The organism is Aquabacterium sp. A3 (assembly GCF_038069945.1).
In the GTDB taxonomy this organism is placed as follows: Bacteria; Pseudomonadota; Gammaproteobacteria; order Burkholderiales; family Burkholderiaceae_C; genus Aquabacterium.
In genome coordinates, this window is sequence record NZ_JBBPEV010000003.1 from 1 (window position 1) to 20420 (window position 20420).

Sequence of the window (20420 nt, forward strand, 5' to 3'; positions counted from 1 at the left end):
TGGCGTGGATGTTGGGCTGCCAGGTCATGAACCAGTCGGTCGAGAAGGGCAGCTGGCCTTTGGAGGGCGACTTGCCGGCCACTTCCTTGTACAGGCGCAGCAGGCGCTCGTAGGACATGTCGGTCTCGGATTCCAGCACCTGCAGGCGTGCCCCCAGGGTGATGAGCGTGACGGCACGCTCGATCTGCTTGGCTTCGGTCAGGAGGCTCTTGGTGCGCATGGTGGTGTCTCCGAGGGAATGTGAGGGGTGTCTGGTGAGCCGGATTCAGGCGGCTTCTTGATGGCGGCCGGCCATCAGGATCGAGGCATGCAGGCGGTTGACGCTGTCGTTGCCATCCTTGCTGTGGTTGGTCAGCAGGCTCCACACCAGGTCATCGTCCACCCGCATGCGGCACAGCAGCGTGTTGCCCGATGAAATCTTGAGGATCTGGGCGGGCGACAGCGAGGACAGCAGCGTGGCGGTCTCTTCGGAGATGCCCAGGCGGAACAGGGCCTGCTCACGATCACTGCGGATCAGGTTCTGTGCCAGCATCAGGTAGGACAGGTTGACTTCGCGGATCTCTTGCAGCATTTGGTCGGCGTTCATGGCGGGCTCCTGAAAACGGTGGAAAGGTCGGGTTTCAACGGTTTGTTTCGGGGGCCAGCCGGTTTGTTGTGCTGGCATGGGTTGAATTCTGGGCACCCCTGGTGGTTTTCTGAATAGGCACGCCGCTGTAAGGCGCGTCGGGTCTGTGCTGAGCACCGTGTCAGAAAAAATCCGACAAACCCGTCCTGATGCCCGGTGAAACAGGCCAAAACACGCGCACAAAAAAGCCCGGCATCGCCGGGCTTGTTTTGCATCGCGCAAGTCAGCGCGGGTGCGTGGGGGCGCCTCAGGCGCGCTCGGGCAGGATGGATTCCACCTCGATGTGCACCGCCTTTTGCGGGCCGCCTGGCAGGCTGTAGCGCGCGATGCGCTTGAACACCGTCCACAACTGGGCGGCGAACGAGCCGGTGTTGTAGGGCACGCCATACTTGGCGCACACGGCACGCACCTTGGGCGCCATCTCGATGTAGCGGTTGGCCGGGATGTCCGGGAACAGGTGGTGCTCGACCTGGTGTGACAGGTTGCCGCTCATCAGGTGCAACACGCTGCCGCCGCTGATGTTGCTGGAGCCCAGAATCTGGCGCAGGTACCACTGGCCTTTGGTTTCGCCTTCGATGGACTCGCGCTTGAAGGTGTAGACCCGCTCGGTGAAGTGGCCACAAAAGATGATGGCCCAGGCCCACACATTGCGCATCAGGTTGCCGATCAGGTTGCCCGCCATCACCGCCAGTGCGCCGTCGATGGCACCTTGCGTGCTCTGGAAGAACAGGCCTGCGGCCAGCGCCCCCACCAGGGGCCACGCGATGTAGTCCTTGCGCACCTGACGCCAGATCTTGGCGCGCACCAGCAGCCACTGGGGCCGGCACTCCGACCACTTCTTGCGGCCGATGGCCACCTTGTCCATTTGCAGGTCATGGATGGCCACGAACAGCTCGAAGAAGGTGGCCAGCAGGGCCGTCAGCAGCAACTGGAAGGGGTGCAGCCAGCTCCAGCGCAGGTCGTTGGACAGGCGCAGCAGGCCATAGCCAAAGTCCCGGTCTTTGCCGATCACGTTGGTGTAGGTGTGGTGCACATAGTTGTGCGAGTGACGCCATTCTTCCTTCGGGCAGGTGTTGTCCCATTCGAAGGTGTCGCCATGGAAGCGCGGGTCGTTCATCCAGTTGAACTGGCCGTGCATCACGTTGTGGCCCAGCTCCATGTTGTCGATGATCTTGCTGATGCCCAGCAGGACGGCGCCCAGGATGAACGTGGGCGGGAACCAGCCAAACATCAGCAGGGCGCGGCCAGCCAGCTCGGTGCCACGCACCAGCTTCAGGATGCCCCGGATGTAGCGCGCATCGCGCTCGCCCAACTGAGCCCGGGTCTCATCGCGGATGGCATCCAGTTCCTGTTGGAAGGCTTCCAGTTCCTCGATCGACTTGGGGCCGATCTGAAGCGTTTGTGGATTCATGGTCATTCTCGCGTTCATGTCATGGATTCGAGTTCGACATCGCTCATGGCGCTGCTCACGCACAGGCGGATGGGTTGGCCTTCGCCATCGATCCGCTCGCCGCTGACGAGGTCGCGCACCGACCCGCTCTTGAGTCGGCAGGTGCATTCATGGCAGATGCCTTGCCGGCATCCGTGCTTGATCTGGTGTCCCGCCTCTTCGCCAGCCACCAGCAGGGTCAGGTTGCCGGCCGCCACGAAGTCGATGTGCCCCTGGATGCGATCCAGGGCCACGCGATGTCGGGCGTTGGGGTCGCCACTCGGGCTGGGCGCCGTGAAGGCCTCCAGGTGCAGTTGGGGCGACAGCCCTTGCTCAGCCCACAGGGCTTTGGCCGCGTCCATCAAAGGCGCCGGGCCGCAGCAATAGGCGGGCATGGTGCGCCAGTCGGTGCAGGCCGCCTCCAGCAGGGGCAGGTTCAGCACGCGGGCCGCGCCGCCCTCGGGCGATGGGGTCACCGGGGCCTGGCCTGGGGTGTGGGCCATGCTGTCGATGGGCACGTAGTGCAGCTGCTTCCAGGTCCTGGACAAGGCCAGCAGCTCTTGCGCGAAGATGCGGTCCACGCTGCTGCGGGCAAAGTACACCAGGGTGACCAGGGTGTTGGGCGCCGTGGCATACAGGTGCTGCAGCATGGACATGCATGGCGTGATGCCGCTGCCACCGGCCAGCAGCAACACCTTCGGCGGGGTCGTGGCCGGCAGCACAAAATCGCCGGCCGGGGGATCGATGTCGATCACCGCACCCACAGGCAACTGGTCTCTGATGTGGTTGGACACGCGCCCCCCGGGCTGACGCTGCACCGTGATGGCGATCTGATTGGTGTGGCCCTTCACCGAGCGCGGCGAATAAGCACGCCGATGGCGAACGCCATCGATCGTCACGCCAATGACCACATACTGGCCGGGCGTGAGGGCAGGAAAAGCCGCGCCCACTTGCAGCACCAGGGTGCAGGCCGACGGGGTTTCCATGTGTTTGGCCACCACCCGCGCCTGCAGGTGGTGCACCCGCCACATCGGATTGATCCACCCGAGGGTGTCATCCAGGACGGCGGGGGTCAGTCCCAGCGGGCTCAACAAACCGGCGACTCGGCGGGTGGCGGCAACCGGCAAGGGCACGGCGGTGGCGGCTGGCATCTCGATTCAACTCCAGGGAAACAACAACATTTGGCGACAGGGTAGTGTTTCACCCTCCGAAGGGGGAACCGGGTAAGCCCCTGAAGAGGGTCTGTCACCCCTTAAATGGGTGACGTTAGGCCGCGGATTGTGCAACACCTGTCTCATCGACAATTGGGGCACATCAATGAACATGAAGGACCTCGATGGCCCGCCTGCCGCGTGCTGAAGTGCCTGGATGGCCGCAACTCGTGCAGCAACGCTCGCACGATGGCGTGCCCTGGATACGTGACGAGGTGGACGGGTTGCGCGCGCTGGCCGACCTGAAAGAGGTGTCGGCTGCGGCGGGGGTGCAGGTGCACGCCTACGCCATCGTGGCCGAGCAGATGCTGTTGCTGGTCACGCCCGATGCGCCGGCCGGGGTGTCCCGAATGATGCAGGCATTCGGGCGGCGTTACGTTGGCGCCTTCAACCGGCGCCATGCCCGCGCTGGCACCCTGTGGGCGGGGCGGTACCGCAGTGCCATGCTGGACCCGGCTCATTTCTTGCTTGATGCCATGGTGATGGTCGACGCCCTGGGGACAGGCCGCGCGGGTGGCCTGGCGTTCACCAGCTTGGCGCACCACCTGGGGCAGGGCGCCGAGCGCTGGCTGGTCGATCATTCGGCTTACTGGGCCCTGGGCAACACCCCGTTCGAGCGGCACCTGTCATGGGCTCGTCGTGTCGAGCTGGGGCTGGATGCCGCCATCCGCGATCGCCTGCTGGCAGGTCTGCGCGGTGGGTGGCCGATCATCTCGGGTGAGCAGGTGTCGGTGCTGGAGGCGGCTGCCGGTCGGCGCTTGGCCCCGGCCCGCCGAGGTCGCCCCAAAAAAATTCAACCTGACCCCAATTAGTTTGAGTCGAATTTGTTTTGCTTATTAAATGTGATCTGACCCTATTTTAATTTTCTTGTCATCAGGGCGGGTGAGGGTTATCCTCACGCTCCCCCTAGTTGTTTCCACACTTTCCAACTGGAGCGCCCTCATGAGCCAGGCGACTTCGGGAACCTCGTTCCCTATCATCCCCGTGTCTGACGCCGCCGCTGCGCCTTCCGCAGCCATGGCCACCCGTCAGGAAATCCAGGCAGCGGCCGACACCGGTCTGTATGTCAACGCCGAGCACGATGCGTGTGGCGTGGGTTTCGTCGCCCACATCAAGGGCCTGAAGGCGCACAGCATCGTGCAGCAGGGCCTCAAGATCCTGGAAAACATCGACCACCGCGGCGCCGTGGGTGCCGACCCGCTGATGGGTGACGGTGCCGGTCTGTTGATCCAGATCCCCGACGAGTTCTACCGTGCCGAGATGGCCAAGCAGGGCGTTGAGCTGCCCCCGCCGGGCGAATACGGCGTGGGCATGATCTTCCTGCCCAAGGAAAGCGCCTCGCGCCAGGCCTGCGAGCAGGTCATGGAGCGCGCCATCCGCGCCGAAGGCCAGGTGTTGCTGGGCTGGCGCGATGTGCCGGTGGACGCCGACATGCCCATGTCGCCCCTGGTGCGCGAGAAAGAGCCCGTCATCCGCCAGGTCTTCATCGGTCGTGGCCCGGACATCCTCGTGCCCGATGCCCTGGAGCGCAAGCTCTACGTCATCCGCAAGACGGCCTCCAGCAAGATCTCCAGCCTGAACCTGACCCACGGCAGCGAGTACTACGTGCCCAGCATGTCGTGCCGCACCATCATCTACAAGGGCCTGCTGCTGGCCGACCAGGTGGGCAAGTACTTCCTGGACCTGCGCGACGAGCGCGTCACCTCGGCCCTGGCCCTGGTGCACCAGCGCTTCTCCACCAACACCTTCCCCGAGTGGCCGCTGGCTCACCCCTACCGCATGGTGGCCCACAACGGTGAAATCAACACCGTCAAGGGCAACTTCAACTGGATGCGCGCCCGCGAAGGCGTGATGAAGTCGCCCGTGCTGGGCGATGACCTGGCCAAGCTGTACCCCATCAGCATGGACGGCCAATCCGACACCGCCACCTTCGACAACGCGCTCGAACTGCTGGTGATGGCGGGCTACCCCCTGGCTCAGGCCGCCATGATGATGATCCCGGAAGCCTGGGAGCAGCACAGCACCATGGACGAGCGCCGTCGCGCCTTCTATGAGTACCACGCCGCGATGATGGAACCCTGGGACGGCCCCGCCGCCATGGTGTTCACCGACGGCCGCCAGATCGGCGCCACGCTGGACCGCAATGGCCTGCGCCCCGCCCGCTTCCTGATCACCGACGACGACCTCGTGGTGCTGGCCTCCGAATCCGGTGTGCTGCCCATCCCCGAGAACAAGATCGTCAAGAAGTGGCGTCTGCAGCCTGGCAAGATGCTGCTGATCGACTTCGAGCAAGGCCGCATCATCAACGACGAAGAGCTCAAGGCCCAGTACGCCTCGGCCAAGCCCTACCGTCAGTGGATCGAAAACGTCCGCATCAAGCTCGACGCCCTCGAAGGCAAGGGCTCGGCTGGCGAGTTCGCCGAGTCGCTGCTCGACCGTCAGCAGGCCTTCGGCTTCACCCAGGAAGACATCAAGTTCCTGATGGCCCCGATGGCCACCAACGGCGAAGAAGCCACCGGTTCCATGGGCAACGACTCGCCCCTGGCCGTGCTGTCGGACAAGAACAAGCCGCTGTACAACTACTTCAAGCAGTTGTTCGCCCAGGTCACGAACCCCCCCATCGACCCCATCCGCGAAAACGTGGTGATGTCGCTGGTGTCCTTCGTCGGCCCCAAGCCCAACCTGCTGGACATCAACGCGGTGAACCCGCCGATGCGCCTGGAGTTGAGCCAGCCCGTGCTGGACTTCGACGACATGGCCCGTCTGCGCAACATCGAAAAGACCACGGGCGGCAAGTTCAAGCCCTTCGAGGTGGACATCACCTACCCGGCGGCCTGGGGCCATGAAGGCGTGGAAGCGCGCCTGGCCTCGCTGTGCGCCGAGGCCGTGGAAGCCATCCAGAGCGGTCACAACATCCTGATCATCACCGATCGCAAGATGGACCGCGCCAACATCGCCATTCCCGCGCTGCTGGCCCTGTCGGCCATCCACCACCACCTGGTCCGCAAGGGCATGCGCACCTCGGCCGGCCTGGTGGTCGAAACCGGCACCGCCCGCGAGGTGCACCACTTCGCTGTGCTGGCCGGCTACGGCGCCGAAGCCGTGCACCCCTACCTGGCCATGGAAACGCTCACCGAGCTGGCCCGTGACCTGCCGGGTGACCTGTCGGCCGACAAGGCCATCTACAACTACATCAAGGCCATCGGCAAGGGCCTGTCCAAGATCATGTCGAAGATGGGCATCAGCACGTACATGTCGTACTGCGGCGCCCAGATCTTCGAAGCCATCGGCCTGAACAAAGAGCTGGTCGACAAATACTTCCGTGGCACGCCCACGCAAGTCGGCGGCATCGGCGTGTTCGAGGTGGCTGAAGAAGCCATCCGCAACCACACGGCCGCCTTCGGCACCGACCCGGTGCTGGCCAACGCCCTGGACGCAGGCGGCGAATACGCCTGGCGCACCCGTGGCGAAGAGCACATGTGGACGCCGGACGCCATCGCCAAGCTGCAGCACAGCACGCGCTCGGGCAAGTTCGACACCTACAAGGAATACGCCCAGATCATCAACGATCAGTCGCGTCGTCACCTGACCCTGCGCGGCCTGTTCGAATTCAAGATCGACCCGGCCAAGGCCATCCCGGTCGAGGAAGTCGAGCCCGCCACCGAGATCGTCAAGCGCTTCGCCACGGGCGCCATGTCGCTGGGCTCCATCTCCACGGAAGCCCACAGCACCCTGGCCCTGGCCATGAACCGCATTGGCGGCAAGTCCAACACCGGCGAAGGCGGTGAAGACGAGCGCCGTTACCGCGACGAGCTCAAGGGCATCAAGATGAAGGCCGGCACCAAGGTGTCGGACATCGTGGGCGCTTCGCGCATCGAAGCCGACTACGAGATGAAGGAAGGCGACAGCCTGCGCTCGAAGATCAAGCAGGTGGCCTCCGGCCGCTTTGGCGTGACCACCGAGTACCTGGTGTCGGCCGACCAGATCCAGATCAAGATGGCCCAGGGCGCCAAGCCCGGTGAAGGTGGTCAGCTGCCGGGTGGCAAGGTGTCCGAGTACATCGGCAAGCTGCGTCACTCGGTGCCCGGTGTGGGCCTGATCTCGCCCCCGCCGCACCACGACATCTACTCCATTGAGGATTTGGCTCAGCTGATCCACGACCTGAAGAACGTCAACCCCAAGGCCGACATCTCGGTCAAGCTGGTGTCGGAAGTGGGCGTGGGCACGGTGGCAGCCGGTGTGGCCAAGGCCAAGGCCGACCACATCGTGATCGCCGGCCACGACGGCGGCACGGGCGCCTCGCCCTGGTCGTCCATCAAGCACTGCGGCACGCCGTGGGAGCTGGGCCTGGCCGAAACGCAACAGACCCTGGTGCTCAACCGCCTGCGTGGCCGTGTGCGCGTGCAGACCGATGGTCAGATCAAGACCGGTCGCGACGTGGTCGTGGGCGCCCTGCTGGGTGCCGATGAGTTCGGCTTTGCCACCGCACCGCTGGTGGTCGAAGGCTGCATCATGATGCGCAAGTGCCACCTGAACACCTGCCCGGTGGGCGTGGCCACGCAAGACCCGGTGCTGCGCAAGAAGTTCTCCGGCAAGCCTGAGCATGTCGTGAACTACTTCTTCTTCGTCGCCGAAGAAGCCCGCCAGATCATGGCCCAGCTGGGCATCAAGAAGTTCGACGAGTTGATCGGTCGTGCCGACCTGCTGGACATGAAGAAGGGCCTGGCGCACTGGAAGGCCAAGGGCCTGGACTTCAGCCGCGTGTTTGCGCTGCCCCCGGTGCCGGCCGAGATCCCGCGCCTGCACGTGGACACGCAAGACCACGGTCTGGACAAGGCCCTGGACGTCCGCCTGATCGAGAAGGCCCAGCCCGCCATCCAGCGCGGCGAGGCCGTCAAGTTCATGGAAGTGGCCAAGAACGTCAACCGCACCGTGGGCGCGATGCTGTCGGGCGAGCTGATCAAGCACCATCCCGATGGTCTGCCCGACGACACCGTGTTCATCCAGATGGAAGGCACGGGCGGCCAGTCCTTCGGCGCCTTCCTGGCCAAGGGCATCACGCTGTACCTGATCGGTGAAGCCAACGACTACACCGGCAAGGGCATGAGCGGTGGCCGCATCATCGTGCGCCCCAGCATCGAGTTCCGCGGCAACGCCACCGACAACATCATCGTGGGCAACACCGTGCTGTACGGCGCCACCAGCGGTGAGGCCTTCTTCCGTGGTGTGGGCGGCGAGCGCTTTGGCGTGCGCCTGTCCGGCGCCACGGCGGTGGTCGAAGGCACGGGTGACCACGGTTGCGAATACATGACCGGCGGCACCGTGGTGGTGCTGGGTCAGACGGGTCGCAACTTTGCCGCCGGCATGTCGGGCGGGCTGGCTTACGTCTATGACGAAGATGGTCAGTTCAACAAGCGCGTCAACCTGGCCCAGGTGTCCCTGGAGAAGGTGCTGCCCGCGGCTGAGCAAGCGGATGCCGGCATCCCCATGCACAAGGGCATGGCCGACGAGGCCCTGCTCAAGAAGCTGGTTGAAGACCACCATCGCTGGACCGGCTCGCAGCGTGCCCGCGAGATCCTGGACAACTGGTCGACCGCCGTCACCAAGTTCGTCAAGGTGTTCCCGCACGAGTACCGCCGCGCCCTGACGGAAATGGGTGCCAAGCAAGAAGCCTCGGCCGTGGTTGCCAAGGCCAAGTCCGCCACCAAGGCCAAGGCCTGATCGGCGCTCGAGGAGTTTGAAATGGGAAAAGTCACTGGCTTTCTGGAATTTGAGCGCCTGGAAGAGGGCTATGAGCCCGTCGAACAGCGCGTCAAGAACTACAAAGAGTTCGTCATTGGTCTGACGCCCGAGCAGGCCAAGCAACAGGGTGCGCGCTGCATGGACTGCGGCACGCCCTTCTGCAACAGCGGGTGTCCGGTCAACAACATCATCCCCGACTTCAACGACCTGGTGTACCACCAGGACTGGAAGCAGGCGATCGAGGTGCTGCACAGCACGAACAACTTCCCCGACTTCACCGGCCGCGTCTGCCCGGCGCCCTGTGAAGCCGCGTGCGTGCTCAACATCAACAACGACCCCATCGGCATCAAGTCGATCGAGCACGCCATCATCGACCGCGCCTGGGCCGAAGGCTGGGTCAAGCCCCAGCCTGCCCAGGTCAAGACCGGCAAAAAGGTCGCCGTCGTGGGCTCCGGCCCCGCTGGCATGGCCGCCGCTCAGCAACTGGCCCGCGTCGGTCACGACGTGACCGTGTTCGAGAAGAACGACACCATCGGTGGCCTGCTGCGTTTCGGCATCCCCGACTTCAAGTTCGACAAGTCGCACATCGACCGCCGCGTCAAGCAGATGGAAGCCGAAGGCGTGGTCTTCAAGACCAACGTGCTGGTGGGCGAGATGCCCGCAGGCTCCAAGGTCACCAACTGGGCCAAGGAATCGGTCAGCCCCGAGCAGCTCAAGAAAGACTTCGACGCCGTCATCCTGACCGGTGGCGCCGAGCAGTCGCGTGACCTGCCCGTGCCGGGCCGCGACCTGGCCGGCATCCACTTCGCCATGGAGTTCCTGCCCCAGCAGAACCGCGTCAATGCGGGCGGCAAGGTCAAGGACCAGATCATGGCCACGGGCAAGGACGTCATCGTCATCGGCGGTGGGGACACCGGCTCTGACTGCGTGGGCACCTCCAACCGCCACGGCGCCAAGAGCGTCACCCAGTTCGAGGTGATGCCACAGCCGCCCGAGCAGGAAAACAAAGAGCTGACCTGGCCCTACTGGCCGATCAAGCTGCGCACCTCGTCCAGCCACGAAGAGGGTTGCGCCCGCGAGTTCGCCATCGCCACCAAGGAATTCTTTGGCGAGAACGGCAAGGTCACGGGTCTGAAGACCGTGCAGGTGGAGTTCAAGGACGGCAAGTTCGTGGAAGTGGCCGGCACCGAGAAGACCTACAAGGCCGATCTGGTGCTGCTGGCCATGGGGTTCACCAACCCGGTCAACACCCTGCTGGACGGTTTTGGTGTTGACAAGGATGGCCGCGGCAACGCCAAGGCCTCGACCGACGAAGGCGGCTACCGCACCAACGTGGACAAGGTGTTCGCGGCCGGTGACGTGCGCCGGGGCCAGTCGCTGGTGGTGTGGGCCATCCGCGAGGGCCGCCAGGCCGCGCGCGAGGTCGATGCCTTCCTGATGGGCTCGACCACCTTGCCGCGCTGATCCATCGGCCTGTTGCGCCCACCCATCTGGGTGTTCGGCAGGCTTGAGACGGATCGCCTATCATCCGAAGGGCTGGTGCATCACTCACCGGCCCTTTTTGTCTCTCATGCCCGAATCCACTTCCTCTCCTTCCGACGCCTTGTCCTCTCCCTCTGATGCGCTGGTCGAGTTGCGCGGGGTCACCTGCGGCTATGGCGATCGCGTCATCCTGGAGAACATCGACATCCTGGTGCCACGCGGCAAGGTGGTGGCGCTGATGGGCACATCGGGTGGTGGCAAGACCACCGTGCTGCGCCTGATCGGGCGGCAGTTGCTGCCCATGAAGGGCGAGGTGCTCTTTGATGGGCAGGACCTGGCACAGGTGCAGGGCGAATCCTTGATGGCCCTGCGTCGTCGCATGGGCATGTTGTTCCAGTTTGGCGCCTTGTTCACCGACCTGTCGGTGTTCGAGAACGTGGCCTTTCCACTGCGCGAACACACCCGCCTGCCAGAGTCCATCATCCGTGATCTGGTGCTCATGAAGCTCAACGCGGTGGGCTTGCGCGGCGCCCGTGACCTCATGCCCAGCGAGATATCGGGCGGCATGTCCCGGCGGGTGGCCCTGGCGCGTGCCATTGCGCTCGATCCCGAACTGGTGCTCTACGACGAGCCCTTTGCGGGGCTGGACCCGATTTCCATGGGCGTGTCGGCGCGGCTGATTCGCGAGCTCAACGACACCATGGGCCTGACCAGCGTGGTCGTGTCCCACGATGTGGACGAAACCTTCCTCATCGCCGATCACGTCGTGTTGCTGGCCAATGGCCGCGTGGTGGCCCAGGGCTCACCGGACGAGATGCGCGCCAGCCAGGATCCCCTGGTCAAGCAGTTTGTGCATGCCGAGCCCGATGGTCCGGTGCGTTTCCACCACCCGGCGGCGGACGCCGGTCAAGATTTCGGGGTGCGCTGATGCTGCGCTGGTTGCAACCGTCGGTCGTGGGGCATGCCGTGCGCAGCAAGCTGGCCGATGTCGGCTATGCCTCGCGCCTGTTCCTGCAGTTGGTGGCCTTGCTGGCCGCGGCGTTTCGTCGCCCGCGCCTGGTGGCCGAGCAGGTGTTCTTCCTGGGCAATTATTCGCTGGCCATCATCGTGGTGTCTGGCCTGTTCGTGGGGTTTGTGCTCAGCCTCCAGGGCTATTACATCCTGCAGCGCTATGGCTCCAGCGAAGCACTGGGCCTGATGGTCGCCCTGTCGCTGGTGCGTGAACTCGGGCCCGTGGTGTCGGCCTTGTTGTTCGCGGGGCGGGCCGGCACGGCGCTGACCGCTGGCATCGGCCTCATGAAGGCGGGCGAACAGCTCGCCGCCATGGAGATGATGGGGGTCGACCCGCTGCGCCGCGTGCTGGCGCCTCGTTTCTGGGCGGGCGCCATCGCCTTGCCTCTGCTGGCAGCCGTGTTCTCGGCCGTGGGCATCATGGGGGGCTGGCTGGTGGGCGTGGTGATGATCGGGGTGGACCCCGGCGCCTTCTGGTCGCAGATGCAAAGCGGTGTGGACGTCTGGTCTGACGTGGGCAACGGCCTGCTCAAGAGTGTCGTCTTCGGCTTCACCGTCACCTTCATCGCCCTGCTGCAAGGCTTCGAATGCAAGCCCACGCCCGAAGGGGTGTCGCTGGCCACCACCCGCACGGTGGTCATGGCCTCACTGGCGGTGCTGGGGCTCGATTTTGTCCTCACGGCCATGATGTTTTCCATCTGAGGCCACACAAGAACGCAAGGACTGACAAGATGCAAAAATCCAAACATGACGTCTGGGTGGGGCTGTTCGTGCTGATCGGGGCGGCGGCCATCCTGTTCCTGGCCCTCAAGGCGGGCAACCTGCTCACCTTGTCTTTTGATCCCGGCTACAGCGTCACTGCGCGCTTTGACAACATCGGCGGGCTCAAGCCCCGCGCGGCGGTCAAGAGCGCCGGTGTGGTGGTGGGGCGGGTGCAGTCCATCAAATTCGACAGCCAGATCTATCGCGCCGAGGTCCTCATCACCTTGAACAATGGCGTGGTGTTTCCCAAAGACACGTCGGCCAAGATCCTCACCGCCGGCCTGCTGGGCGAACAGTACATCGGCCTGGAGGCCGGGTTTGGTGAAGAGCAACTCAAGCAGGGCGACGAGATCACGACCACGCAGTCGGCCATCGTGCTTGAAAACCTCATTGGGCAGTTTCTGTACAACAAGGCCGCCGAGGGTGGCCCTGCGGCCGGAGGCAAATGATGCACGCTCGCCTGTTTTCTGTGCTGAAACTGGGCTTGGCCGCGCTGACGCTGTCGGTGGTGGCCGGTTGTGCCACCCGCGCCCAACCTGACCCGCTGGAGGGGTGGAACCGCAAGGTGTTTGCCTTCAACGAGGTGGTCGATCAAAACGTCATGCAGCCTGTGGCGCGTGGCTACCGCGAGGTGACGCCTCAGCCCGTGCGCTCGGGCGTGAGCAATTTCTTCGGCAACCTCAAAGACCTGTGGTCCACGATCAATCTGTTTTTGCAAGGCCGCCTCAAGGACGGCGCCATGGGCGTCATCCGTGTGAGCATCAATTCCACGCTCGGGCTGGGTGGCCTGATCGATCTGGCCACGCCGATGCAGATCGACAAGCCCAACGAGGACCTGGGGCAGACGCTGGGGGCCTGGGGGGTGCCGCAAGGTGCCTACGTGGTGTGGCCCCTGTTGGGTTCGTCCACGTTCCGTGACTCGGTGGACATCCCGGCCGACATGTACAGCAGCGGCGCCTTGCTGACCTCGGACCACGGTACGCAGTGGGGCATGGCCGCGCTGCGGGTGGTGGATGTGCGGGCTCGTTTGCTGGACGCCTCCACCCTGGTGGATGACGTGGCCCTGGACAAATATGCCTTTGTGCGCTCGGCCTACCTGCAGCGACGCCTGAGCCTGGTGCACAACGGGCAGCCGCCCATGCTGGACGACGAGGACGATGATGAGCCGGTTTATGCGCCCTACGAGCCTGAACCGGAGCCAGCGTTGGATCCAGCGCCTGAAGCCGAGCCGGCCCCGGCCCCCGCGTCGGCGCCGGCTTCCGCCCCGTGAATTTGCAAAGCCTTGTGAAGCCTGGCGCCTGCGGTCGTCCGACCCGGCAGCTGGTGCGTTGAATCACTGACAGATCAAGAAGAAAGGACCTCCATGCGTTCCTCCTCGACAGGGCAGTATTTCTGCTGGCGCCAGGCCGTGGCGCCGATCGTTGTGGCCACTGCGGCCGTGTTGGCGGGTGCTGCGCCCGGCGTGGCCCATGCCCAGGCGGTGGCCGCCACCGAAGAGGCGCGCATGCAGGCCCCCGACACCTTCGTGAAGATGATCACGGCGGACGTGTTCGCGGCCGTCAAGGCCGACGCCGCCATCCGCGGGGGCGACCTGGTCAAGCTCAACCAGCTGGTGGACACGAAGATCATGCCCTACGTGAACTTCCAGCGCATGACGGCGTCGGCCGTGGGCCGGGGCTGGCGTCAGGCCACCCCTGAGCAGCGCCAGCGTCTGCAGGCCGAGTTCAAGAACCTGCTGCTCTACACCTACTCTGGCGCCGCCGCGCAGATCCGGGATCAGACCGTCGAGTACCGCCCCGTGCGCGCACGTCCGGGCGACACCGAGGTGGTGGTGCGCACCCTGGTGCGCGGACAGGGCGAGCCCATCCAGATCGACTACCGACTGGAGAAGGCCAACGATGGCTGGAAGATCTACGACGTGAACGTGCTGGGGGCCTGGCTGGTGCAGACCTACCAGAGCAGCTTTGCGCAAGAGGTCAACGCCTCCGGCATCGAGGGCCTGATCAACAAGCTGGTCGAGCGCAACAAGCAACTGGCCGCGCGCAAGGCGGGTTGACGCCATGTTGATGTTGCCCGCCGTGATCACGCATGCGGAAGTGCCGCATGTGCTGGATCTGTTTCGCCAAACCCTGGAGCAGGCCGAGGCCCAGCAAGGGCAGGCGGGCGTCATGTTGACGGTGGATGGCTCGGCCCTGACGCAGTTTGACTCCAGCGCGCTGGCCGTGTTGCTGGAGTGCCAGCGCATGGCGCGCAACCGTGGCAGGGCCTTTGCCGTGCAGTCCCTGCCGCCCCGGCTGCGAGAGCTGGCGCGGCTGTATGGGGTAGAGCAGTTCCTGCAGTCGGCGTGAGCACCCTCACCTGAGTGGTGCAGGCAGTGTCTCCCTAGTTTGAAGGGTGTTCTTTGACCGGCTGATCCTTAGCATGTGGTGGTCACATTGTTGGGGAGTTGGTCATGTCTTTGAAAACCTGGGGCACAGGTGCTGTTTTATCGTTGGTGCTGGGCGTGGCCCATGCCCTGCCGGCGGTGTCGTTGAGCTTTGCGCAGCCAGATGGCGTGGTCGGGCCGACCGACGAAATCCCGGTGCAGTTGCTGCTCAGCGTGGATCCGGATGCCACCGAGTCCCTCGTGCTGGATTTTGACAGCCCCACGCTGGGCTTGTTGGACCCACCGTTGTCGGGCACCTATTCGTACCAGGACGCCGAGGGCGTGTGGCAAGGTGTTGAGGTGCCATTTGTCTCGTACGAGTACGCCTACCTGAGCAACTGGTTCGGGTGTGCGGGCACGTTCACCAATGGCTGCACCAATGGCACCCCTTACACCTTCAGCTTTGGTGATGGGGCGGCCAATGTGACTTCACTGGCGCCGGGCGACGTCTACCTGCTGGACTTCGGTGTTTTCAAGCCGGCCCATGGTGCAGTACCGGCGGGCACGTATGTGTTCCATGGCGCGGGGCTTGATTTTTCGGTGTATGGACAGGGTGAAGACCCCTTCAACCCTGGCGAAATGGTGTCGATCGAGTTTCGTCAGGTGCTGACATCCACCTGTTCGGATTGGTGGGCCGGCACCGATTCGGTGTGTACTGGCGCAGCAGCCTTCAGCCGTACCGTGATGGCGCCGGTTCCCGAGCCCGGGGCGTGGGCCCTGATGGCCGCGGGGTTGCTGGTGGCGTTGCCTTCGTGGCGCGCTCAGCAACGCCGGGCGCGCAAGCGCCACGAGCTGGTCTGATCACCTCGGTGGCTCAAGCCTCTTCCGGCCAGCAAAAACCGTCCCTGGTGAGCAAGGCGCTGGCGGCCGAGGGCCCCCAGGTGCCGGCGTTGTAGGGTTTGGGGCCCAGCTCATCGCCTTGCCAGGCTTCCAGAATGGGCTCAACCCACCGCCACGCTTGTTCTTGCTCGTCCGAGCGCACGAACAGGTTCAGGCGGCCGGCCAGCGCATCCAGCAGCATGCGTTCGTAGGCGCCCACGCGCTCTGAGCTGAAGGCCCGATCAAAGTCCAGGTCCAGCGACACGGGCGACAGGGGCTCGAAGGCCTGTCCACTGGCGTGATTGCCCGTGCCCCGCGAGGCCATCAGGTGCAATTGCAGGCCATCTTCTGGCTGCAGCTTGATCACCAGGCGATTGGGCAGGTGCCGGCCCGGAAAGATCGCATGGGGCAGGGCCCGAAAGTTCACCACGATTTCGGCCTGCCGCTGGGCCAGCCGCTTGCCGGTGCGCAGGTAAAACGGCACGCCAGCCCACCGCCAGTTCTGTACCTCGCACCGCAGGGCCACGAAGGTTTCGGTGCGGCTGTTGGTGGGTACCTTGGCTTCTTCCAGGTAGCCACACACCGCTTGCCCTGCGGCTGCCCCCGCGCGGTATTGCCCGCGCACCACATCGCTGACCACCGAGCGCTCGTCAAACGGTTTGAGTGAGCGCAGCACCTTGAGCTTTTCGTCGCGGATGGCGTCTGCATCCGGGCTCGATGGTGGCTCCATGGCGATCATGGTGAGCAGTTGCAGCGCATGGTTCTGGATCATGTCGCGCAGGGCACCCGTGCGGTCGTAAAAGTCGCCCCGGCTGCCCACGCCCAGCCCCTCGGCCAGGGTGATCTGGATGTTGGCGATGCTTTCGCGACGCCACAGTGGCTCGAACAGGACGTTGCCGAACCGCAGCGCCATGAGGTTTTGCACCGAGGGCTTGCCCAGGTAGTGGTCGATGCGCAAGGCCTGCTGTTCGGTGAACACCGCCCCCACCGCGCGGTTGATGGCCTGCGCCGAGGCCAGGTCGTGCCCCAGGGGTTTTTCCAGCACGACACGCACGCGCTCGTGGTTCAGGCCCGCCGCCCCCAGTTGCTCGCAGATCACGGGAAACAGGTGCGGGCTGGTGGCCAGGTACATCACGACGGTGCGCGCATTGCGGTGCTGCAGCCACTGCTGAAGCTGTTGGTAGTCGCCTGCCTGCGACAAATCCATGCGCAGGTAGTGCACGCGCTGTGAGAACGCGTTGAATTCGGCCTCGGTGGGGCGCTTGGCTTCTTCGGCCTGCAACAGCCGCTCGAACAGCCATTGCCGGTATTGGTCGTCGTTCTGATCGTCGCGGGCCACCGCCAGGATGCGGCCGTCGGCGGGCAGGGTGCCATGGCGCCAGGCCTGGAACAGGGAGGGCATCAACTTGCGCCAGGTGAGGTCGCCGGTGCCACCAAAAAAGACCAGGTCAAAGGACATGTGCGTGTGTGGGGTGTGAGACGTGTTCACAACCCCTTTGAGGGGTGTGCTGGGACTTTGTCATCAAATTCAGTCCAGAATGAAGGTGACGATAAATCAATTCGGGCCGCATTTCGGCCTTTCAGCGTTCAGGTAGTGCACATGTCCTCCCAACTCGACCAGCTCAAGGCGGTCACCACCGTGGTGGCTGACACCGGTGATTTCAAGCAGCTTGCCCAGTTCACCCCGCAGGACGCCACCACCAACCCGTCATTGATCCTCAAGGCCGTTCAGAAGCCCGACTACGCGCCTTTGCTGGCCGACACCGTGGCGGCCCACCGCACCGCGCCGCGCGAGGCCATCGTGGACCAGGTGCTGGTGCGTTTCGGCCTGGAGATCCTGAAGGTGGTGCCTGGCCGTGTGTCGACCGAGGTGGACGCCCGCCTGAGCTTCGACACCCAGGCCACCATCGCGCGAGCGCGCGGCCTGATGGCCCTGTACGAATCCGCCGGCGTCGACCGTGAGCGTGTGCTGATCAAGATCGCGGCCACCTGGGAGGGCATCCAGGCCGCCCGCGTGCTGGAGGCCGAGGGCATCCATTGCAACCTCACCCTCTTGTTTGCGTTCGCCCAGGCACGCGCCTGTGGTGATGCGGGGGTGCAATTGATCTCGCCGTTTGTCGGCCGCATCTACGACTGGTACAAGAAGTCGGCGGGGGCGGCGTGGGACGAGGCCGCCAACGCGGGGGTCAACGATCCGGGGGTTCGCTCGGTCAGCCGCATCTACCAGTACTACAAGCAGCACGGTGTGCGCACCGAGGTCATGGGGGCCAGCTTCCGCAACGTTGGGCAGATCCTGGCCCTGGCGGGCTGCGACCTGCTCACCATCAGTCCTGACCTGCTGGCCCAGTTGCAGGCCACCGATGGCCCCGTCACGCGCCACCTGGTGCCGGCGTCTGGCGTTGACGTGGCCGAAGCGCCCCTGAGCGAGGCCGAGTTCCGCTATCAGCTCAACGACGATGCCATGGCCACCGAGAAACTGGCCGAAGGCATCCGGGCGTTCGCCGTGGACGCGGGCAAGCTCGATGAGCTGATCGACGCACAGCGTTCGTCGCGTTGATCCGGCCCGAGGATGCCCGCATGAGTTCTGCACCGTCTCGCGCGCCTCGTTGCGACCAGACCGTGGCCTGGCAGGCCCTGATGGGGCACGCCCAGGCCCATGGCCGCTCCATGGACTTGCGCGCCTTGTTTGCCGATGATCCGCAGCGTGTGCAACGCCTGGGCCTGGCGGCCCCCGAGGTGTTTGCCGACCTGTCGCGCGCGCACTGGGACATGGCCACCCACAAACACCTGCTCGACCTGGCGCGTGAATGCCGCCTGGAGGCCCAGCGCGATGACATGTTGCGAGGGGCATGCATCAATGGCACCGAAGGGCGCCAGGTGCTGCACACGGCCCTGCGGGCGCCTCAGGGACAAGGGCCGCACAGCCAGGCCGTGCACGAGGTGCTGGAGGCCATGCTGGCCTACGTCGAGGGTGTGCGTGCGCGTGCTGGTGGCACCCAGCCGGGCGACATCCGCGATGTGGTGAACATCGGCATCGGCGGCTCTGACCTGGGGCCCCAGATGGTGGTGCCCGCGCTGGAGGCCTTCGTGCACCCCGGTCTGAACTTCCACTTCGTGTCGAACGTGGATGGCCAGGATCTGGCCTCCGTGTTGCGCAAACTCAGGCCAGAGCACACGCTGTTCATCATCGCCTCCAAGACCTTCACCACCCAGGAAACCATGGCCAACGCCCACGCGGCACGGCAATGGTTTGTGGAGCACGGCGGCCACGACGTGGCGCACCACTTTGTGGCCACCACCACCAATGTCGAGGGCGCGCGTGCGTTCGGCATCAGCACCACCTTCGGATTCTGGGATTGGGTGGGCGGTCGTTTTTCCATGTGGTCGTCCATTGGCTTGCCCATTGCCCTGGCCCTGGGGGCCGAGCAGTTTCGGGCCATGCTGGCCGGGGCGCACGCCATGGACCAGCACTTTGCACAGGCGCCGCTGGAGTCCAACCTGCCGATGTGGCTGGGTTTGCTGGACGTGTGGTACCGCAACGGCCTGGGCTACAGCAGCCGCTGTGTGTCGCCCTATCACCATGGCCTGCGCCGATTGCCGGCCTACTTGCAGCAACTGGTGATGGAAAGCAACGGCAAGTCGGTGGACATGGCTGGCCAGTCATTGCCTTACGCCACCTGCGGCGTGTGGTGGGGCGAGCCGGGCACCAACGGTCAGCATGCGTTCTTCCAGATGCTGCACCAAGGCACCGACGTCATCCCGGTGGAGTTCTTGCTGGTGCGGCGGCCCAGCCACCGCGACGCTGCGCACCTTTCGCCCGCCTTGAAGGCCTTGCTGGACGAGCAGCACGACAAGCTGCTGGCCAACGGGCTGGCCCAGGCCCAGGCCCTGATGTGGGGCAAATCCACCGAGCAGGCCCGCACCGAGCTTGCGCCCACGGCGGGTGCCGACGTGCCCCCCGAGGTGATCGCCCGCCACCGCACCTTCCCGGGCAACCGCCCCAGCACCACGCTCTTGCTGGACGAGGTGACCCCCCATGCGCTGGGTGCCCTGGTGGCGCTCTATGAGCACCGCACGTTCGTGGCCGGTGCCCTGTGGGGCATCAACTCCTTTGACCAATGGGGGGTGGAATTGGGCAAGGCCATGTGCAAAGAGTTGCTGCCTCGCATGGCCGATGGTGATGTGCGTGACCTGGACCCGGCCACGGCGGCCATGATCTGCCGCTTGCGCACGCCGGGCGGCGCATGAGCGGCCTGCCCGCTGCGGGCGCGATCGATGCCGTGGTGTTCGATTGGGGCGGGGTGCTGTTCACCTGGCAGCCCGCGGCCCTGATCCTGTCCGTGTGGCCGCACCTGGTTCGCGACGAAGTGCAGGCCCAGCAGATGGCCCAGCAGGTGTTTCAGTCGTTTGTGCCCGGCAGCGAGTGGTCAGAGTTTGACCGTGGAGCGCTCGAGCCCGAGGTGGTCTGCCACCGCATTGCGGCCCGCACCGGCCTGCCGGTGGCCGATCTGCAGCGCCTGATGCAGGCCATACCGCCCCACCTGGCGCCGGTGCCGGCCACCGTGGCGTGGCTGCGGGCCCTGGATGCGCATGGCGTGCCCTTGTTTTTCCTGTCCAACATGCCCAGGCCTTACATGCACTTCTTGCTGGCGCGGCACGACTTTCTGAAACGCTTCAGGGGTGGGGTGTTTTCGTGCGAGGTGGGGCAGGTCAAGCCCAACCCGGACATCTTCCACACCACGGCCCAGCGCTGCGGTCTGCGGCCTGAGCGAACGGTGTTCATCGACGACCACCCCCAGAACGTGCAAACGGCCCGCAGCGTGGGCTGGCGGGCCGTTCAGTTTCAGAGTGTGGCGCAGTGTCAGGCCGAACTGGCGATGCAGCCCTGGTGGTCTGCTGCGTCGCCCGTCTGAA

General features: G+C 64.9%; 18 protein-coding genes. 13 read left to right on the top strand and 5 right to left on the bottom strand.

Annotation, left to right across the window (positions count from 1 at the left end; translation table 11 throughout):
• From WNB94_RS11660 to WNB94_RS11675, 4 genes are all read right to left on the bottom strand, one after another.
• Positions 1 to 220, bottom strand: a 220-nt coding sequence (locus WNB94_RS11660) for a FlhC family transcriptional regulator (protein ID WP_341390581.1), incomplete at its 3' end; no start/stop codon positions are given.
• 45 nt (positions 221 to 265) lie between these two features.
• The gene (gene flhD / locus WNB94_RS11665; protein WP_341390582.1) at positions 266 to 586 is read right to left on the bottom strand and encodes a flagellar transcriptional regulator FlhD; all 321 of its coding nucleotides are present in this window, start codon (positions 584 to 586) and stop codon (positions 266 to 268) included.
• A 286-nt stretch (positions 587 to 872) separates the two neighbouring features.
• Positions 873 to 2042: a fatty acid desaturase family protein gene (locus tag WNB94_RS11670; RefSeq protein WP_341390583.1), complete on the bottom strand. Its 1170-nt coding sequence runs from the start codon at positions 2040 to 2042 to the stop codon at positions 873 to 875.
• Positions 2043 to 2050: 8 nt separating this feature from the next.
• A complete protein-coding gene (locus WNB94_RS11675; protein WP_341390584.1) occupies positions 2051 to 3205 on the bottom strand; it encodes a ferredoxin reductase in 1155 nt (384 codons plus the stop codon).
• Positions 3206 to 3390: 185 nt separating this feature from the next.
• Between WNB94_RS11675 and WNB94_RS11680 the strand changes: the two genes are divergently transcribed.
• The 10 genes from WNB94_RS11680 to WNB94_RS11725 all read left to right on the top strand — a co-directional run bounded on the left by WNB94_RS11680 (position 3391) and on the right by WNB94_RS11725 (position 15488).
• Entirely contained in the window at positions 3391 to 4077 is a 687-nt protein-coding gene (locus WNB94_RS11680; RefSeq protein WP_341390585.1) for a transposase, read from the top strand.
• 205 nt (positions 4078 to 4282) lie between these two features.
• Complete coding sequence (locus WNB94_RS11685) at positions 4283 to 8986, top strand: glutamate synthase-related protein (protein ID WP_341390848.1); 4704 nt, start codon at positions 4283 to 4285, stop codon at positions 8984 to 8986.
• A 21-nt stretch (positions 8987 to 9007) separates the two neighbouring features.
• Positions 9008 to 10471 carry a glutamate synthase subunit beta gene (locus WNB94_RS11690; RefSeq protein WP_341390586.1) on the top strand — a complete coding sequence of 488 codons (1464 nt, stop codon included), beginning with the start codon at positions 9008 to 9010 and terminating at the stop codon, positions 10469 to 10471.
• Positions 10472 to 10577: 106 nt separating this feature from the next.
• Positions 10578 to 11417 (top strand): ABC transporter ATP-binding protein, encoded by an 840-nt coding sequence (locus WNB94_RS11695; protein ID WP_341390587.1) that lies wholly within the window; start codon positions 10578 to 10580, stop codon positions 11415 to 11417.
• Between the two features lie 2 nt (positions 11418 to 11419).
• Positions 11420 to 12202: a lipid asymmetry maintenance ABC transporter permease subunit MlaE gene (mlaE, locus tag WNB94_RS11700; RefSeq protein WP_341390849.1), complete on the top strand. Its 783-nt coding sequence runs from the start codon at positions 11420 to 11422 to the stop codon at positions 12200 to 12202.
• Between the two features lie 29 nt (positions 12203 to 12231).
• Positions 12232 to 12711, top strand: a complete 480-nt coding sequence (gene mlaD, locus WNB94_RS11705) for an outer membrane lipid asymmetry maintenance protein MlaD (RefSeq protein ID WP_341390588.1) — start codon at positions 12232 to 12234, stop codon at positions 12709 to 12711.
• Positions 12708 to 13532 (top strand): MlaA family lipoprotein, encoded by an 825-nt coding sequence (locus tag WNB94_RS11710; RefSeq protein WP_341390589.1) that lies wholly within the window; start codon positions 12708 to 12710, stop codon positions 13530 to 13532. Before mlaD ends, WNB94_RS11710 begins: the two co-directional genes overlap by 4 nt.
• 93 nt (positions 13533 to 13625) lie before the next feature.
• Positions 13626 to 14318, top strand: a complete 693-nt coding sequence (locus WNB94_RS11715) for an MlaC/ttg2D family ABC transporter substrate-binding protein (RefSeq protein WP_341390590.1) — start codon at positions 13626 to 13628, stop codon at positions 14316 to 14318.
• 4 nt (positions 14319 to 14322) lie between these two features.
• Entirely contained in the window at positions 14323 to 14610 is a 288-nt protein-coding gene (locus tag WNB94_RS11720) for an STAS domain-containing protein (RefSeq protein ID WP_341390591.1), read from the top strand.
• Between the two features lie 104 nt (positions 14611 to 14714).
• Positions 14715 to 15488: a PEP-CTERM sorting domain-containing protein gene (locus WNB94_RS11725; RefSeq protein WP_341390592.1), complete on the top strand. Its 774-nt coding sequence runs from the start codon at positions 14715 to 14717 to the stop codon at positions 15486 to 15488.
• Between the two features lie 13 nt (positions 15489 to 15501).
• Here the strand turns inward: WNB94_RS11725 and zwf are convergent, their stop codons facing one another.
• Positions 15502 to 16965, bottom strand: a complete 1464-nt coding sequence (zwf, locus tag WNB94_RS11730) for a glucose-6-phosphate dehydrogenase (protein WP_341390593.1) — start codon at positions 16963 to 16965, stop codon at positions 15502 to 15504.
• 141 nt (positions 16966 to 17106) lie between these two features.
• On the opposite strand from zwf, the gene tal reads away from it, so the two are divergent.
• From tal to WNB94_RS11745, 3 genes are read left to right on the top strand one after another with little or no spacing between them, the layout of a single operon-like run.
• On the top strand, positions 17107 to 18063 hold the full coding sequence (gene tal, locus WNB94_RS11735) for a transaldolase (RefSeq protein WP_341390594.1): 957 nt from the start codon (positions 17107 to 17109) through the stop codon (positions 18061 to 18063).
• A gap of 20 nt (positions 18064 to 18083) precedes the next feature.
• Complete coding sequence (gene pgi, locus WNB94_RS11740) at positions 18084 to 19754, top strand: glucose-6-phosphate isomerase (protein ID WP_341390595.1); 1671 nt, start codon at positions 18084 to 18086, stop codon at positions 19752 to 19754.
• The gene (locus tag WNB94_RS11745; protein ID WP_341390596.1) at positions 19751 to 20419 is read left to right on the top strand and encodes an HAD family hydrolase; all 669 of its coding nucleotides are present in this window, start codon (positions 19751 to 19753) and stop codon (positions 20417 to 20419) included. The genes pgi and WNB94_RS11745 overlap by 4 nt, the downstream gene beginning before the upstream one ends.
• Position 20420: the final 1 nt, after the last annotated feature.

Coding starts and splice junctions, on each gene's coding strand:
- mlaD (WP_341390588.1), top strand. CDS start 12,232: ATGCAAAAATCCAAACATGACGTCTGGGTGGGGCTGTTCGTGCTGATC.
- WNB94_RS11675 (WP_341390584.1), bottom strand. CDS start 3,205: ATGCCAGCCGCCACCGCCGTGCCCTTGCCGGTTGCCGCCACCCGCCGA.
- WNB94_RS11715 (WP_341390590.1), top strand. CDS start 13,626: ATGCGTTCCTCCTCGACAGGGCAGTATTTCTGCTGGCGCCAGGCCGTG.
- WNB94_RS11710 (WP_341390589.1), top strand. CDS start 12,708: ATGATGCACGCTCGCCTGTTTTCTGTGCTGAAACTGGGCTTGGCCGCG.
- pgi (WP_341390595.1), top strand. CDS start 18,084: ATGAGTTCTGCACCGTCTCGCGCGCCTCGTTGCGACCAGACCGTGGCC.
- zwf (WP_341390593.1), bottom strand. CDS start 16,965: ATGTCCTTTGACCTGGTCTTTTTTGGTGGCACCGGCGACCTCACCTGG.
- WNB94_RS11690 (WP_341390586.1), top strand. CDS start 9,008: ATGGGAAAAGTCACTGGCTTTCTGGAATTTGAGCGCCTGGAAGAGGGC.
- WNB94_RS11680 (WP_341390585.1), top strand. CDS start 3,391: ATGGCCCGCCTGCCGCGTGCTGAAGTGCCTGGATGGCCGCAACTCGTG.
- WNB94_RS11695 (WP_341390587.1), top strand. CDS start 10,578: ATGCCCGAATCCACTTCCTCTCCTTCCGACGCCTTGTCCTCTCCCTCT.
- WNB94_RS11725 (WP_341390592.1), top strand. CDS start 14,715: ATGTCTTTGAAAACCTGGGGCACAGGTGCTGTTTTATCGTTGGTGCTG.
- tal (WP_341390594.1), top strand. CDS start 17,107: ATGTCCTCCCAACTCGACCAGCTCAAGGCGGTCACCACCGTGGTGGCT.
- WNB94_RS11685 (WP_341390848.1), top strand. CDS start 4,283: ATGGCCACCCGTCAGGAAATCCAGGCAGCGGCCGACACCGGTCTGTAT.
- WNB94_RS11720 (WP_341390591.1), top strand. CDS start 14,323: ATGTTGATGTTGCCCGCCGTGATCACGCATGCGGAAGTGCCGCATGTG.
- flhD (WP_341390582.1), bottom strand. CDS start 586: ATGAACGCCGACCAAATGCTGCAAGAGATCCGCGAAGTCAACCTGTCC.
- WNB94_RS11745 (WP_341390596.1), top strand. CDS start 19,751: ATGAGCGGCCTGCCCGCTGCGGGCGCGATCGATGCCGTGGTGTTCGAT.
- WNB94_RS11670 (WP_341390583.1), bottom strand. CDS start 2,042: ATGACCATGAATCCACAAACGCTTCAGATCGGCCCCAAGTCGATCGAG.